This window comes from Streptomyces sp. NPDC053673, from assembly GCF_055585225.1.
Map to the genome: position 1 here is coordinate 314,125 of NZ_JBVJKN010000005.1, position 13,736 is coordinate 327,860.

General features: G+C 70.3%; 15 protein-coding genes. 7 read left to right on the forward strand and 8 right to left on the reverse strand.

The window, feature by feature from the left end; translation table 11 throughout:
- Nucleotides 1–146 precede the first annotated feature (146 nt).
- On the reverse strand, nucleotides 147–758 hold the full coding sequence (locus tag ACZ6ZQ_RS10865; RefSeq protein WP_469768190.1) for an FMN-dependent NADH-azoreductase: 612 nt from the start codon (nucleotides 756–758) through the stop codon (nucleotides 147–149).
- A 131-nt stretch (nucleotides 759–889) separates the two neighbouring features.
- Here ACZ6ZQ_RS10865 and ACZ6ZQ_RS10870 point away from each other — a divergent pair, with 131 nt between their 5' ends.
- From ACZ6ZQ_RS10870 to ACZ6ZQ_RS10885, 4 genes are all read left to right on the forward strand, one after another.
- Nucleotides 890–1,246 carry a winged helix-turn-helix transcriptional regulator gene (locus tag ACZ6ZQ_RS10870; protein WP_469768191.1) on the forward strand — a complete coding sequence of 119 codons (357 nt, stop codon included), beginning with the start codon at nucleotides 890–892 and terminating at the stop codon, nucleotides 1,244–1,246.
- A gap of 135 nt (nucleotides 1,247–1,381) precedes the next feature.
- Nucleotides 1,382–2,824, forward strand: a complete 1,443-nt coding sequence (locus tag ACZ6ZQ_RS10875) for a DUF2252 domain-containing protein (protein WP_469768192.1) — start codon at nucleotides 1,382–1,384, stop codon at nucleotides 2,822–2,824.
- 58 nt (nucleotides 2,825–2,882) lie between these two features.
- Nucleotides 2,883–3,803: a J domain-containing protein gene (locus tag ACZ6ZQ_RS10880; RefSeq protein WP_469768193.1), complete on the forward strand. Its 921-nt coding sequence runs from the start codon at nucleotides 2,883–2,885 to the stop codon at nucleotides 3,801–3,803.
- An 83-nt stretch (nucleotides 3,804–3,886) separates the two neighbouring features.
- The gene (locus ACZ6ZQ_RS10885; protein WP_469768194.1) at nucleotides 3,887–4,231 is read left to right on the forward strand and encodes a rhodanese-like domain-containing protein; all 345 of its coding nucleotides are present in this window, start codon (nucleotides 3,887–3,889) and stop codon (nucleotides 4,229–4,231) included.
- Nucleotides 4,232–4,271: 40 nt separating this feature from the next.
- On the opposite strand, the gene ACZ6ZQ_RS10890 is transcribed toward ACZ6ZQ_RS10885, so the two are convergent.
- From ACZ6ZQ_RS10890 to paaA, 6 genes are all read right to left on the reverse strand, one after another.
- Nucleotides 4,272–5,432, reverse strand: a complete 1,161-nt coding sequence (locus ACZ6ZQ_RS10890) for an acyl-CoA dehydrogenase family protein (protein ID WP_469768195.1) — start codon at nucleotides 5,430–5,432, stop codon at nucleotides 4,272–4,274.
- A 100-nt stretch (nucleotides 5,433–5,532) separates the two neighbouring features.
- Nucleotides 5,533–6,585, reverse strand: coding sequence for a 2Fe-2S iron-sulfur cluster-binding protein (locus tag ACZ6ZQ_RS10895; RefSeq protein ID WP_469768196.1), 1,053 nt, complete (start codon nucleotides 6,583–6,585; stop codon nucleotides 5,533–5,535).
- Nucleotides 6,586–7,080, reverse strand: a complete 495-nt coding sequence (paaD, locus tag ACZ6ZQ_RS10900; protein ID WP_469768197.1) for a 1,2-phenylacetyl-CoA epoxidase subunit PaaD — start codon at nucleotides 7,078–7,080, stop codon at nucleotides 6,586–6,588.
- The gene (gene paaC, locus ACZ6ZQ_RS10905) at nucleotides 7,074–7,775 is read right to left on the reverse strand and encodes a 1,2-phenylacetyl-CoA epoxidase subunit PaaC (protein ID WP_469768198.1); all 702 of its coding nucleotides are present in this window, start codon (nucleotides 7,773–7,775) and stop codon (nucleotides 7,074–7,076) included. Before paaC ends, paaD begins: the two co-directional genes overlap by 7 nt.
- Nucleotides 7,772–8,062: a 1,2-phenylacetyl-CoA epoxidase subunit PaaB gene (gene paaB / locus ACZ6ZQ_RS10910; protein ID WP_453658568.1), complete on the reverse strand. Its 291-nt coding sequence runs from the start codon at nucleotides 8,060–8,062 to the stop codon at nucleotides 7,772–7,774. The genes paaC and paaB overlap by 4 nt, the downstream gene beginning before the upstream one ends.
- A complete protein-coding gene (gene paaA, locus ACZ6ZQ_RS10915; protein WP_469768199.1) occupies nucleotides 8,059–9,048 on the reverse strand; it encodes a 1,2-phenylacetyl-CoA epoxidase subunit PaaA in 990 nt (329 codons plus the stop codon). The genes paaB and paaA overlap by 4 nt, the downstream gene beginning before the upstream one ends.
- 112 nt (nucleotides 9,049–9,160) lie before the next feature.
- On the opposite strand from paaA, the gene ACZ6ZQ_RS10920 reads away from it, so the two are divergent.
- The 3 genes from ACZ6ZQ_RS10920 to ACZ6ZQ_RS10930 are packed head-to-tail and all read left to right on the forward strand — an operon-like array spanning nucleotide 9,161 to nucleotide 11,795.
- Nucleotides 9,161–9,961, forward strand: coding sequence for a DUF5819 family protein (locus ACZ6ZQ_RS10920; RefSeq protein ID WP_469768200.1), 801 nt, complete (start codon nucleotides 9,161–9,163; stop codon nucleotides 9,959–9,961).
- Nucleotides 9,958–11,139: an HTTM domain-containing protein gene (locus tag ACZ6ZQ_RS10925; protein ID WP_469768201.1), complete on the forward strand. Its 1,182-nt coding sequence runs from the start codon at nucleotides 9,958–9,960 to the stop codon at nucleotides 11,137–11,139. Before ACZ6ZQ_RS10920 ends, ACZ6ZQ_RS10925 begins: the two co-directional genes overlap by 4 nt.
- On the forward strand, nucleotides 11,136–11,795 hold the full coding sequence (locus ACZ6ZQ_RS10930) for a TrmH family RNA methyltransferase (protein WP_469768202.1): 660 nt from the start codon (nucleotides 11,136–11,138) through the stop codon (nucleotides 11,793–11,795). Before ACZ6ZQ_RS10925 ends, ACZ6ZQ_RS10930 begins: the two co-directional genes overlap by 4 nt.
- Before the next feature lie 169 nt (nucleotides 11,796–11,964).
- Here the strand turns inward: ACZ6ZQ_RS10930 and paaN are convergent, their stop codons facing one another.
- Complete coding sequence (gene paaN / locus ACZ6ZQ_RS10935; protein ID WP_469768203.1) at nucleotides 11,965–13,635, reverse strand: phenylacetic acid degradation protein PaaN; 1,671 nt, start codon at nucleotides 13,633–13,635, stop codon at nucleotides 11,965–11,967.
- Nucleotides 13,636–13,736: the final 101 nt, after the last annotated feature.

Consider the following 13,736-nt stretch of genomic DNA (forward strand, 5'->3'; position numbering starts at 1 on the left):
GCGCGGCGCGGCGCGGGCGTGGCTGTGGCTTTGGGGCTGGGCCGGGCTGGGCCGGGGTGCGGCCTCTTGGCCCTGCGCTGCGATGTTTCACGTGGAACATCGGCGGCGGAGGGGCGGGGACGGCTGAGCCGCCCCCGCCATAGCCGTCACGCGGCGAGTCGTGCCGCCAGTTCCTTGGCCTTCTGTACGGCCTCTTCGAACGCCTTGGTGCGGGACGCCTCGGCGAGCGGGATCAGCTGGGCCATCTCCGGCTTGGTCGGGGCGAGCGTCAGCTCGGGAACGATGAAGTCGACCTCGGCGCCGAGCATGCCGGTGAAGACCTTCTCCAGGTAGTTCTGGACGAACTCGAAGTCCTCACGCGGAGTGCCGGGAGCGTACGAGCCGCCACGGCTGGCGACCACGGTGACCGGGGTGCCCGCCACCGGCCCGTCCGGGCCCGCGTTGTGGCCCACGATGATCACCTGGTCAAGCCACGCCTTGAGCGTGGAGGGGATCGTGAAGTTGTACATGGGCGCCCCGATCAGCACGGCGTCGGCAGCGGTGAGTTCGGCGGCGAGCTCGGCGCGGAGCGCGTTGCCCGCGCCTGCGGAGACCGCGGCGAAGTCCAGGTGGGGCAGCGGGTTCGCGGCCAGATCGCGGTAGACGACCGTGCCCTCCGGGTGCTCCTCCTGCCAGGCCTTCACAAAGGCGGCGGTGACGTCGCGCGATGCGGAGCCCTGGGGGAAGACGGCGGAATCGATGTGCAGCAGCGTGGCCATGAGTTTCTCCATGAGAGGGCGGGCGGCGGTCGGAGGGCGCACCCGTGGGTTAGTTTTTCCGTGCGTAACTACGAATACCATAGGTACTTACTTTTTCTCACCCCCTCACGGGATGGCAGTACTCTGGATCCATGGCTGAACACGGGGAGCACACGTGCAAGAAGGTCGACGGGGGGATCACGCGCGTCTTCGGGCTGTTCGGCAAGCGCTGGACCGGGCTCATCGTGGCCGTGCTGATGCAGCGGCCCGTGTACTTCGCGGAGCTGCGGCGGGCGATCCCGGGTATCAGTGAGCGCATGCTCTCCGACCGGCTGACCGAGCTCGGCGCTGCCGGGCTTGTCGTGCGAGAGGTCGACGAGGGGCCTCCCCTGCGCGTCGCCTACCGTCTGACAGAGGCCGGCGCGGCGCTGGAACCCGCGCTCAAGGAGCTGGGGCGCTGGGCGGAGGCGTATCTGCCGGACGGTGTGCGCGGCGACGGAGCGTGCTGACCTGACCGGATGCGGCTCACGACCTGCTGGGGCGGGGTGCTCGCGAGGTTATCCACAGGGGGAGACGGCTGCCGGGCTGGGCGGTACGGTCATGGGCAGTTGATGTTGTACGGCGACGGGGGAGGCGGTCCCGCCATGGGTGAGGTGGAAGCGGTCATGCCGGTCCAGCGGAGGGCTTCGGGAGACATACGCGTTCCGGAGGTCCCTGGCTTCGCCCCGCGCATCGCGGGCACTGTGCCGGACTCGCCGAGGGAGGCCGGCAAGGCGCTGCGGGACCGGGTGCCGCGCTCGTCGCACGATTCGCTGGTGATGCCGACGGGGCGGCCGGACGCGGTGCGGGCCGTGGAGGAATCCAGCCGCGGCCGGGTGCCCGAACTCGCGCCGATCCGGGTGGGACGGATGGCCGCGACCCCCTTCGCCTTTCTGCGCGGCGCTGCCGGGCTGATGGCGCACGACCTGGTGGGCACACCGGTCACCGGCGTCCCGGCGCAGATCTGCGGCGACGCGCACGCGGCGAACTTCGGCCTTTACGGCGACGCGCGCGGACGCCTTGTGATCGACCTGAACGACTTCGACGAGACCGTGACCGGGCCGTGGGAGTGGGACCTCAAGCGGCTCGCCACCTCGATCGTGCTGGCGGGGCGCGAGGCGGGCGCCGACGAGGAGACCTGCCGCAAGGCCGCGTTCGACGTGGCCGGGGCGTACCGGCGGACCATGCGCCTGCTGGCCAAGCTCCCGGTCCTGGACGCGTGGAACGCGATCGCGGACGAGGAGCTCGTCTCCCACACGGACGCCCGGGACCTCCTCGGCACGCTGGAGCGGGTCTCTGAGAAGGCCCGCAGCAACACGAGCGCGCGGTTCGCCGCCAAGTCGACCGAGGCCGGTCCGGACGGGGGCCGCCGGTTTGTGGACGCCCCGCCCGTGCTGCGCCGGGTGCCGGACGCGGAGGCGGCCGCTGTCGCGTCGTCGCTCGGTTCGTATCTGGAGACCCTCTCCGAGGACCGGCTGCCGCTCCTCGCCCGGTACGCGATCCACGATGTGGCGTTCCGGGTCGTCGGCACCGGAAGCGTGGGGACCCGGTCCTATGTGGTGCTGCTGATAGACCACCGGGGCGAGCCCCTTGTGCTCCAGGTGAAGGAGGCGCGGGCATCCGCTCTGCTGCCGTATCTGAAGGCTGCCGGCTTCGACGCATCCGAGGTGGAGCACGAGGGGCGCCGCGTGGTGCTGGGGCAGAAGCGGATGCAGGTCGTCAGCGACATCCTGCTGGGCTGGACGACGGTGGAGGGCCGGCCCTTCCAGGTCCGGCAGTTCAGGAACCGCAAGGGCAGCGTCGACCCGGCAGCCCTCGCGGCCGACCATGTGGACGACTACGCACGTATGACGGGCGCGCTGCTGGCCCGCGCGCACGCGCACAGTGTCGATCCGCGGCTGGTCGCCGGCTACTGCGGGAAGAACGAAGAGCTGGACGAGGCCGTGGCGGGCTTCGCCGTGGTGTACGCGGACCGTACGGAAGCGGACCACGCGGAGCTGGTGGCGGCCGTGCGCAGCGGTCGGATAGCCGCCGAGCTCGGGGTGTGACGGGCTTGAGGCTCGGCCGCCCGCCGGGGCGGCCGAGCCTCTGCCATACGCTGGGCAGGTGACCCAGGACGCTCCCGGGGGCCCGACGACCCGGAACGACGACGAGCAGGACGACCACCGCGTGGACGAGCAGAACGTGCAGAACGTGCAGGGCGCGCAGAACACGCAGGGTTCGCATGGCGACCGGAATGCGTCGGCGGGCGGTGAGCGCCCCGAGGCGCGGCTGGAGAAGGCCGTGCGCGCGGCGGAGCAGGCGCTGATCGAGTTCGAGATCGCGGTGGAGACCTTCCGGGTCGAGGTGGAGAACTTCTCCCGCCTGCACCACCAGAAGCTCGGCCCGATGTACTCCCGGCTGGACGAGCTGGACGCCCTGATCGCGGAGGCTCGCGCGGCAAGGAGCGGTGACCCGGAGGACCTGCGCAAGGCGCAGGAGGCACGGGCCATCGTGATGCCGATGCCCGGCGTCGAGGAGCTCTTCCACAGCTGGATCGATTCGGACGGCCTCTCGCCCGAGGCCGCCGCGATGCTGACCGACCGGGCCGTGCAGCCTCCGAAGCGGGTGCGCCCCACTGAGGAGGTGCGCAAGCTCTACCGTGAGCTCGCCCGCAAGGCCCACCCGGACCTGGCGCAGGACGAGAAGGAGCGGCAGCGCCGGGAGGAGTTCATCACCCGGGTGAACGCTGCGTACGGCCGAGGGGACGAGGCCCTGCTGCGGGAGCTTTCGCAGGAGTGGGATGCAGGACCGGTGCCGCAGGCGCCCCGGCTCAGCGAGAGCGAGGAGCTCTACGCCCGCCTTGAATGGCTGGCGCAGCGCAAGGAGCTGCTGACCGTGGTCGCCCGGGAGCTGGAGGACAGCGCGATCGGCGCGATGCTGCGGATGGCGCCCGACGACCCGGACCGGCTGCTGGAGGAGATCGCCGAGCAGCTGCTGGCGCAGGTCGCGGAGCGTGAGGCCGAGCTCGCCGGACTGGTGCAGTAGGTTTCCAGGGAGGTTCGTCTCGCGCCTCGCGCGTGCGGGCGGGCACGAGACAGCCACGACAGGTACGAGAGAAGGCCAGACCCATGAATTTCGCCCCACTGCCCTCGGTGGACGTCGCGTCCGTGCCGGCCGACGGTCTGGTGCTCGACGTCCGGGAGGACGACGAGTGGGCGGCCGGTCATGTCGAGGGTGCGCTGCACGTCCCGATCAGCGACTTCGTCGCCCGCTTCGGTGAGGTCACGGAGGCCGTGGCCGAAGGGCGGCGCGCCTATGTGATGTGCCGGGTCGGCGGCCGGTCCGCCCAGGTCACCCAGTATCTGGTCCAGCAGGGCATCGACGCTGTGAACATCGACGGCGGGATGCAGGCCTGGGACGCCGCCGGACGCCCGATGATCACGGAGGACGGCAGCCCGGCGTTCGTCCTGTAGCTCCGGCCTCCTGAGTGAGGGCTCTGGGGCGCCCGGGCCATCAGCCCAGGGGGTGGGCGGCGAGCAGGTTGCCCAGGGCCTCCTCGTGGGCCGCGGCGGGGCCGAGTGAGAGCTCCAGCTGCTTGGCCCAGGCGTGGTACCGGTGCAGGGGGTAGTCGGTGTCCGCGCCGAATCCGCCGTGCAGATGCTGTGCGGTCTGGACGACCCGGCGTACGCCTTCGGACGCCCAGATCTTGGCCACCGCCACATCGCCGGACACGGGCAGCCCGCTCCCTGTCGCCGTGCCCTGCTCCTGGGAGACGCTCAGCCGCCAGGCGGCCTGCCAGAGGGTGGCCTCCATGGCGCGCAGATCGATGTAGCGGTCGGCGGCCTGCACGGCGACGGCTTGGAAGGTCGCGACGGGGAAGCCGAACTGCTCGCGCTTGCCCGTGTATTCACTCGTCATCGCCAGCACGCGTTCACCAAGGCCGAGGGCGAGGGCACAGGTGCCGGTGGCGAGCAGTTCCCGCAGCCACTCCCAGGCTCCCTCGGCATCGATCAGCGCGGTGCCGTCGATGCGTACGGCGTCGAGCCGGACTTCCGCGAACAGTTCGCCGTTGGTGGAGATCTGCTCGGCGAAACTGACCCCGTCCAGGCCGCGGGGGACCAGGGCGAGCACGGCGCGGCCGTCCTCGGTGTGGGCGGGCACCGCGATGCGGTCCGCGTTCTGTGCCCAGGGCACCCCGGTCTGGACTCCGTCGAGGGTCCAGGTGGTGCCATCGCCGGGCTCGCGGCGGGCGGTGACGGCACGCTCGGCAGGGTCGTGGCCGGTGCGGCCGTTGGCGCCGACGGTCAGCACCAGTTCGCCGCGGCCGACCCGGGGGAGAACGTCGGCGCTCAGCTCCGCGCTGCCGTAGCGCTGTACGGCCATCGCGACCACGCTGGTCTCCAGGAGCGGCACTCGGGCCAGCACCTTCGCCGATTCGCGCAGCACCAGGCAGAGCGCGATGGGGTCCAGGTCCGCCCCGCCGTGCTCCGGTGCGAGCACCAGGCTCAGCAGGTCGGCGTCCGTGAGCCTGGCCCACAGCGGCCGGTCGAAGTCCTCGGCCACCGCGCCCTGGGTGAGCGCGGGGCTCGGCACTCCGTCGGGCGCGACGCCCGAGAAGACCGCCTGAGCCGCCTCGACGGCCGCCTGCTGCTCCTCGGTGAAGGTGAAGTCCACAACCCTGTCCTCCCACGCACCGACATCTGACGGGTCGTCAAGATAGAACAGGTTCTATCGGAAGGGAATGGTGCCGACGGCACGGAGCGGAACAGTGCCGTCAGCGGTCGAAGTCCAGCTCCACCTCGGACGTCACCGGATGCGACTGGCAGGCCAGCACATAGCCCGCCTCCGTCTCCTCCTGCTCCAGGGCGAAGTTGCGGTCCATTCGCACGTCTCCCGAGACCAGGAATGCCCGGCAGGTCCCGCACACCCCTCCCTTGCAGGCGTACGGCGCGTCGGAGCGGGCCCGCAGGACCGTCTCCAGCAACGACTCCCCTTCCTGCACCGGCCAATTGCCCGAGCGGCCGTCCAGCGTCGCCGTCAGTGTGCTGTGCGCGGGCGCGGCGACGGGGGCCGGAGCCGGTGCGCTGTCCACATGGAAGATCTCCTCATGGATACGGCTCCGGTCGACGCCCAGCCCGCGCAGCGCCCGCTCGGCGCCCTGGACGAGACCGAACGGCCCGCAGAGGAACCAGCCGTCCACCTCCGGTACCGGAAGCAGCGCCGGCAGCAGGTCCGTAAGCCGCTCCTGGTCGAGCCGGCCCGACGGCAGACCCGCCTGCTGCTCTTCCCGGGAGAGCACCGTAATCAGCTGAAAACGGTCCGGGTAGCGGTCCTTGAGGTCGGCCACATCGTCCAGGAACATCGTCGACGCCGCGGTGCGGTCGCTGCGGATCAGACAGAACCTGGCCTCCGGCTCCCGCGCCAGCAGCGTCGCCGCGATCGACAGCACCGGCGTGATTCCGCTGCCGCCGACGATCGCCGCGAAGTGCCCGACGCGCGGCTCCAGGACGAACCGGCCCATCGGCTGCATGACCTCGACCGTGTCCCCGACCGAGAGCTCCTTGAGCGCGTACGTCGAGAACTCGCCGCCGTCGACCAGCCGGATACCCACGCGCAGCACCGGATCCTCGCCGGCAAGGGAGGCCGGCGCGCAGATCGAGTACGTACGCCGGATCTCCTCGCCGTTCGCCCCCGTCCGGCGGATGGCGATGTGCTGGCCGGGCGTATGGCGGAAGGCGTCGCGCAGATCGGCGGGGACCGCGAGGGTGACGGCCACCGAATCGTCCGTCAGTCGCTCGACCTCGCTGACCCGGAGCGGATGGAACATCTACAACTCCTTGAAGTGGTCGAACGGTTCGCGGCAGGCCGTACAGCGGCGCAGTGCCTTGCACGCGGTGGAGGAGAACCGGCTCAGCAGCTCCGTGTCGGTGGAGCCGCAGTGCGGGCAGCGCACGGTGAGCGTGAGTGGGACCGGCCCGTCCGTGCCGCCCGGGCGGGGCGGGGCTATCCCGAACTCCGCGAGCTTGCGCCGTCCCTCCGCGCTGATGTCGTCCGTCGACCAGGCGGGGGAGAGCACTTTGACCACCGACACCTCCGGTATGCCGTGGTCGTGCAGCACCCGCTCGATGTCCGAGGACATGGCTTCGATGGCGGGGCAGCCGGTGTACGTAGGGGTGAGCTCGACCTCGACCCTGCCGGGTCCGAGTATTTGCACTCCGCGGAGCACGCCGAGCTCCTCCAGAGTCAGCACGGGCAGCTCCGGGTCGGGCACGGACCCGGCCAGCCTGCGCAGCTCGGCTTCCAGCAGTGTGTCGGTCACCATGACGCCCCCGGGTGGCTGCGGTGCAGATGCTGCATCTCGGCCAGCATCCGCCCGAACGGCTCCGTGTGCAGTCCCTGCCGGCCGGCGCCCGCCGACCAGGCTCCGGTGTCCGCCGTGTCCGGCACGGTCAGCGTGGCGCGCTCCAGCACGGCGGTGACCGACTCCAGCCAGCCTGCCCGCAGCGCCTGCCAGTCCACCTCAAGACCTTCCACCGGCTGGAACATCTCGCCCGTGAACCGCCACAGTGCGTCACAGGCCCGCTGCATCCGCTCATGGCTCTCGGCCGTGCCGTCGCCCAGCCGCAGGGTCCACTGCTCGGCGTGGTCCTGGTGGTAGGCGACTTCCTTGACCGCCTTCGCCGCCAGCCCCGCGAATTCGCTGTCGCCCGTCGCGAGCGAGCCGAACAGCAGCCGCTGGAAGGTGGAGAAGTAGAGCTGGCGGACGATCGTGTGGGCGAAGTCGCCGTTCGGCTGCTCGACCAGCTGGAGGTTGCGGAAGGCCCGCTCCTCGCGGAGGTAGGCCAGCTCGTCCTCGTCACCGACGAGGGAGAGCAGCGTCCTTGCCTGTCCCAGCAGGTCAAGAGCGATGTTGGCCAGGGCGACCTCTTCCTCCAGGACCGGGGCGTGCCCGGCCCACTCCCCCAGCCGGTGCGAGAGCACCAGCGCGTCGTCGCCCAGCGCGAGTGCGGCGGTCACAGGTGCTTCACCCCTTCCGGGATGTCGTAGAAGGTCGGGTGCCGGTACGGCTTGTCGGCGGACGGCTCGAAGAACGGGTCCTTCTCGTCCGGGGACGAAGCGGTGATCGCCGCGGAGGGCACCACCCAGATGGAGATGCCTTCATTGCGCCGGGTGTAGAGGTCGCGGGCATTGCGCAGGGCCATCTCGGCGTCCGGCGCGTGCAGGCTGCCCGCGTGGGTGTGGGACAGTCCGCGGCGGGAGCGCACAAACACCTCCCACAGTGGCCAGTCGGTCGAGCTGCTCATGCCTTCGCCTCCACCTGCGCCTCGTCGCGCTTCTCGTTCGACACGGTCTTCGCGGCATGGGCCGCGGCCGCTTCACGCACCCAGGCGCCTTCCTCGTGGGCCCGGCGCCGCTGGGTGATCCGCTGTTCGTTGCACGGGCCGTTGCCCTTCAGGACCTGCCAGAACTCGTCCCAGTCGATCGCGCCGAAGTCGTAGTGACCGCGCTCCTCGTTCCACCGCAGATCCGGGTCCGGCAGGGTCAGTCCCAGGGCCTCCGCCTGCGGGACGCAGATGTCGACGAAGCGCTGGCGCAGCTCGTCGTTCGAATGCCGCTTGATCTTCCATGCCATGGACTGCGCCGAGTGGGCGGATGCGTCGTCCGGTGGGCCGAACATCATCAGGGACGGCCACCACCACCGGTCCACCGCGTCCTGTGCCATCTCGCGCTGCGCGGGGGTGCCCTGCGAGAGGGCGAGCAGCAGCTCGTACCCCTGGCGCTGGTGGAAGGACTCCTCCTTGCAGATCCGGACCATCGCGCGAGCGTACGGACCGTAGGAGCAGCGGCAGAGCGGCACCTGGTTGGTGATCGCGGCGCCGTCGACCAGCCAGCCGATGGCGCCGACGTCGGCCCAGGTCAGCGTCGGGTAGTTGAAGATCGACGAGTACTTCTGGCGGCCGGAGTGGAGCTTGTCCAGCAGCTCGTCGCGGCCGGCTCCCAGCGTCTCCGTGGCGCTGTACAGATACAGGCCGTGGCCCGCCTCGTCCTGCACCTTGGCCATGAGGATGGCCTTACGGCGCAAGGAAGGCGCGCGCGTGATCCAGTTCGCCTCGGGCTGCATGCCGATGATCTCGGAATGCGCATGCTGCGCCATCTGGCGGATCAGCGATGCGCGGTAGTCGTCGGGCATCCAGTCACGAGGCTCGATGCGCTCGTCGGCGGCCACGGCGGCATCGAACCGCGCCTGGTGCGTCATAGCCGCAGTCGTCTCTGCAGTCACTGCCGTCATCGGGCCCCCTACCGACCGATCGTTCGGTTGAATGACTTCAATGGTGAGTCGGCGGCCCGTAAGGTGTCAACCCTGTGGATAACCGCGGTGGACCAATGGGGATCGGGGCGGGATGGACTCGTACGACGACGAGGGCGCCAAGCGCGTCGAGGCGGCTTCGGCTGCCGGGTCCGGAGAGATACGCGAAACGGGCGGGACTGGCGGGACTACCGGGGCGGACGAGGCGCGTGCCAGCAGCGGAATAGAGAGCCTCTCCCTCCCCTACCAGGTGGTGGCCGCGGTCGCCCTCGCGCTCGTCGGAGTCCTCGCCTGCATCCACCTGGCCATGGTCTTTCTGCACGTCGCGCCCTCGAACACCGTGACCAAGCAGCACGGCAAGTTCGTCGACGGATGGATCTACCCCGAGTTCGAGCAGAACTGGAAGCTCTTCGCCCCCAACCCGCTGCAGCAGAACATCGCCGTGCAGGTGCGCGCCGAGGTCGCCGGCGATGACGGCGGCCGCAGGACCACCAAATGGATCGACCTCTCGGCCGAGGACGGCGAGGCGATCCGCGGCAATCTCCTCCCCAGCCATGTCAACCAGAACGAGCTGCGCCGCGGCTGGGACTTCTACGCCAACTCGCACACCGACGACAACAAGCCCAACGGCCTGCGTGGTCAGCTCTCCGAGCGATACATCCGCCGCATCGTGATGCTGCGCCTGGAGAATCACGGCCTCGGCGGCCGCGTCGAGCGCATCCAGCTCCGCTCCGCCACGCGCTCCGTGCACGCACCGGTGTGGAGCGAGGAGAAGACGGACACCCGGCCGTTCTACCGGGTGCTCCCCTGGTGGACGGTGACCTCCGCGGACCTGCCACTCGGCGCGCGGAACAGCACGGCGGCAGGCACCGGCAGTACGGAGGCGGGCAAGTGACCCAGACCCTCGACCGCAGGCTGGCAGGTGCCATCCAGCGCGTGACATCGACAGCCCTCGGCCCGTACCAGAGCGCCGTCGTACGCATCGGCTTCTCCGCCACCTGGCTGTTCTTCCTGCTGCGCGAGTTCCCCCACCGACGGGAGCTCTACGGACCCGAGGGCCCGTGGGGCTGGGACATGGCTCAGCAGCTGATCGCCGGCAACCACGCCTTCACCGCGCTGATGTGGTCCGACAGCGTGGTCTGGTTCGAGGCCGTGTACGCCGTCGCCGTGCTCTCCAGCGCGCTGCTGATGCTCGGCTGGCGCACCCGCGCCATGTCGGTCCTGTTCATGGTCGGTGTGCTGTCGCTGCAGAACCGGTCCATCTTCATGGGCGACGGCGGCGACAACGTGATCCATCTGATGGCGATCTATCTGGTCTTCACCCGCTGTGGTCAGGTGTGGTCCCTGGACTCCCGGCGCTCGGCGCGCGGTGCGGCACGGGACTGGGCGGGGCCGGTGCTGTGGTCGGGCCTCGGCGTACTTCTCGTCGTGGGGACGGTCCTGGACCGGCTCGGCAGCGAACGCTGGATTCCCCTCCTGCTCTGGGGGGTGTGGGTCTTCCAAGGTGTCTGGTGGGCGGTCACTCGTCACACGCCGCAGAGCGAGCCGCGAAGGCTGCTCGACGTCCTCGCCAACCTCATCCACAATGCCGCGCTCGTGGTGATCATGGTCGAGGTCTGTCTGATCTACGCCACGGCCGGCTGGTACAAGATCCAGGGCTCGCGCTGGCAGGACGGCAGCGCCCTGTACTACCCGCTCAAGCTCGACTACTTCACGCCATGGCCCGCGCTCTCCGACATCCTGGGTGCCAGCGGCCTGATCGTCATGGTGCTGACGTACGGCACGGTCATCGTGCAGGTCGCCTTCCCGTTCACGCTGTTCAACCGGAAGGTCAAGAACGTCCTGCTGGTGGCGATGATGCTGGAGCACGCCGGAATCGCCCTGCTGCTCGGTCTGCCGTTCTTCTCGCTCGCGATGATCGCCGCCGACTCGGTCTTCCTGCCGACCTCCTTCCTGCGCCGGCTCGGGGGCTGGGTGGCACAGGGCCGGGACCGCGTGCTCTCACGTCCGGTACACGTCCCCGAGCAGCGCGGCGCGCCCGAGGACCAGGACACCCGTACCCTCGTCGGGTGAGCAGCGTGACCCAGGAACCCGTTCAGTACGACGACGGCTACAGCCCCGAGATCGGCGTCGGCCCCCATCCGCGCCCCTGGCCGGAGGGCGGCCACTACGACCCCGAGCTGCTCGCCGACGGGGACCGGCGCAATGTCGTCGACCGGTACCGGTACTGGACGCGGGAGGCGATCGTCGCCGATCTGGACACCCGGCGGCATGACTTCCATGTGGCCGTGGAGAACTGGGGCCACGACTTCAACATCGGCTCCGTCGTCCGGACGGCCAACGCCTTCCTGGCGAAGGAGATCCACATCGTGGGGCGGCGGCGCTGGAACCGGCGCGGTGCGATGGTCACCGACCGGTACCAGCATGTACGCCACCACCCGGACACGGAGTCGCTGACCGCCTGGGCGGAAGCCGAGCAGCTGCCGATCATCGGGATCGACAATCTGCCGGGCGCCGTACCGCTGGAGCGGACCGTGCTGCCCAGGCGGTGTCTGCTCCTCTTCGGGCAGGAGGGCCCCGGGCTGACCGAAGAGGCGCGCGAGCACGCCTCGATGGTGTGCTCGATCGCCCAGTTCGGCTCGACCCGCTCGATCAACGCGGGGGCGGCCGCCGCGATCGCGATGCACGCGTGGGTGCAGCGTTACGCGGACGTGCCGCCGACGCTGTAACTCCTGCGGTACATCCTGCGGCGTCCCGGGCTGGGATTCTCTCCCTTGCCCCGAGCGCCCTCATGTCCGGGGGCTTCGCCCCGGAACCCCGCGCTTCGGCGTCCCCTGCGGGCGCAGGGGCCTAGGCCCTGTCCGGGCGATCTTCGAGGAACAGGCGCGGCCCGCGGGGTCATGCCTGGCGGCGGACCTCCACCACACGGAAGCGGTTCGAGACGAAGGCGCCGTCACACAGCGCTGCGTTCGCCGCCGGGTTGCCGCCGGAACCGTGGAAGTCCGAGAAGGCCGCCGTCTGGTTCACATAGACCCCGCCCGTCAGGTTCAGCGAGAGCTGCGCGGACTCCTCCAGGCAGACCTCCTCGACCGCCCGCTCGGTGTCCGCCGAGGTCGTGTAGGCGCCGACGGTCATCGCGCCCTTGTCGCGCACCGTGCGGCGCAGCAGCTCCACCGCGTCGGCCGTCGAGTCGACCGCGACCGCGAACGACACCGGGCCGAAGCACTCCGACATGTACGACGCCTCGTCGTCGGGCTTGGCGCCGTCCAGCTTCACGATCAACGGCGTGCGCACCACGGCGTCCGGGAACTCCGGGTTGACGACCTCGCGTGAGGGCAGGGCCACCTCGCCCAGACCGGCCGCCTCCTCCAGCCGGGCCTTCACATCGGGGTTGACCAGGGCGCCCAGGAGCGCGTTCGCCCTGGCGTCGTCGCCGAGCAGGCCGCCCACCGAGGCGGCGAGGTCGGCGACCACCTCGTCGTACGACTTATGGCCGTCGTCCGTGGCGATGCCGTCGCGCGGGATCAGCAGATTCTGCGGGGTGGTGCACATCTGGCCGCTGTACAGGGAGAGAGAGAAGGCCAGGTTGGCCAGCATCCCCTTGTAGTTGTCGGTGGAGTCGACCACCACCGTGTTGACACCGGCCTTCTCGGTGTAGACCTGCGCCTGGCGGGCGTTGGCCTCCAGCCAGTCTCCGAAGGCGGTGGAGCCCGTGTAGTCGATGATCTTGATCTCGGGACGGACGGCGAGGGTCTTCGCGATGCCTTCACCCGGGCGCTCGACGGCCAGTGCCACCAGGTTGGGATCGAAGCCCGCCTCGCCGAGCACCTCGCGCGCGACCCGCACTGTCAGTGCCAGGGGCAGGACCGCGCGAGGGTGCGGCTTGACCAGGACCGGGTTGCCGGTGGCCAGAGAGGCGAACAGGCCCGGGTACCCGTTCCACGTCGGGAACGTGTTGCAGCCGATCAGGAGCGAGATGCCGCGCGGCGCGGCGGTGAAGACCTTCCGCAGTTCCAGGGGGTCGCGCTTGCCCTGGGGCTTGGACCAGTCGGCCGCCTGCGGGGTGCGCGTCTGCTCCTCGTAGGCGTACGCCACCGCCTCCAGGCCGCGGTCCTGGGCGTGCGGGCCGCCCGCCTGGAACGCCATCATGAAGGCCTGGCCGCTCGTGTGCATGACAGCATGCGCGAACTCGTGCGTGCGCGCGCTGATCCGCGACAGGATCTCCAGGCAGACCAGGGCACGGGTCTCGGGGCCCGCCTCGCGCCAGGCCGCCATGCCCGCGCGCATCGCGGGCAGCAGGACGTCGATGTCCGGGTGCGGATACTCGATGCCGAGCGCCGGGCCGTACGGCGACACTTCGCCGCCGGTCCAGCCGTCGGTGCCGGGCTGGTCGAGCTCGAAACGGGTGCCGAGCAGGGCCTGGTACGCCGCGAGGCCGTCGGAGGCGCTCTGGGAGCCCCCCTCGCCGTACGCCTTCGGATGCTCAGGATGCGGAGACCAGTACGCCCGCGAGCGGATCGCTTCGAGGGCCTGGTCGAGCGTCGGCCGGTGGGTCTCGGTCAGCTGCATGAAAGACCAACTCCTCGATGAGCTGGGCAGGGGAACGCGGACAGAGTTAGAGTAACCGAACGATCGGTCGGGACAAGGGGGGTCCGCGGAACCTGTGGACA

Coding starts and splice junctions, on each gene's coding strand:
- ACZ6ZQ_RS10870 (WP_469768191.1), top strand. CDS start 890: ATGGCTGAACACGGGGAGCACACGTGCAAGAAGGTCGACGGGGGGATC.
- paaN (WP_469768203.1), bottom strand. CDS start 13,635: ATGCAGCTGACCGAGACCCACCGGCCGACGCTCGACCAGGCCCTCGAA.
- ACZ6ZQ_RS10895 (WP_469768196.1), bottom strand. CDS start 6,585: ATGTTCCATCCGCTCCGGGTCAGCGAGGTCGAGCGACTGACGGACGAT.
- paaB (WP_453658568.1), bottom strand. CDS start 8,062: ATGAGCAGCTCGACCGACTGGCCACTGTGGGAGGTGTTTGTGCGCTCC.
- ACZ6ZQ_RS10885 (WP_469768194.1), top strand. CDS start 3,887: ATGAATTTCGCCCCACTGCCCTCGGTGGACGTCGCGTCCGTGCCGGCC.
- paaA (WP_469768199.1), bottom strand. CDS start 9,048: ATGACGGCAGTGACTGCAGAGACGACTGCGGCTATGACGCACCAGGCG.
- ACZ6ZQ_RS10875 (WP_469768192.1), top strand. CDS start 1,382: ATGGGTGAGGTGGAAGCGGTCATGCCGGTCCAGCGGAGGGCTTCGGGA.
- ACZ6ZQ_RS10865 (WP_469768190.1), bottom strand. CDS start 758: ATGGCCACGCTGCTGCACATCGATTCCGCCGTCTTCCCCCAGGGCTCC.
- ACZ6ZQ_RS10920 (WP_469768200.1), top strand. CDS start 9,161: ATGGACTCGTACGACGACGAGGGCGCCAAGCGCGTCGAGGCGGCTTCG.
- paaD (WP_469768197.1), bottom strand. CDS start 7,080: ATGGTGACCGACACACTGCTGGAAGCCGAGCTGCGCAGGCTGGCCGGG.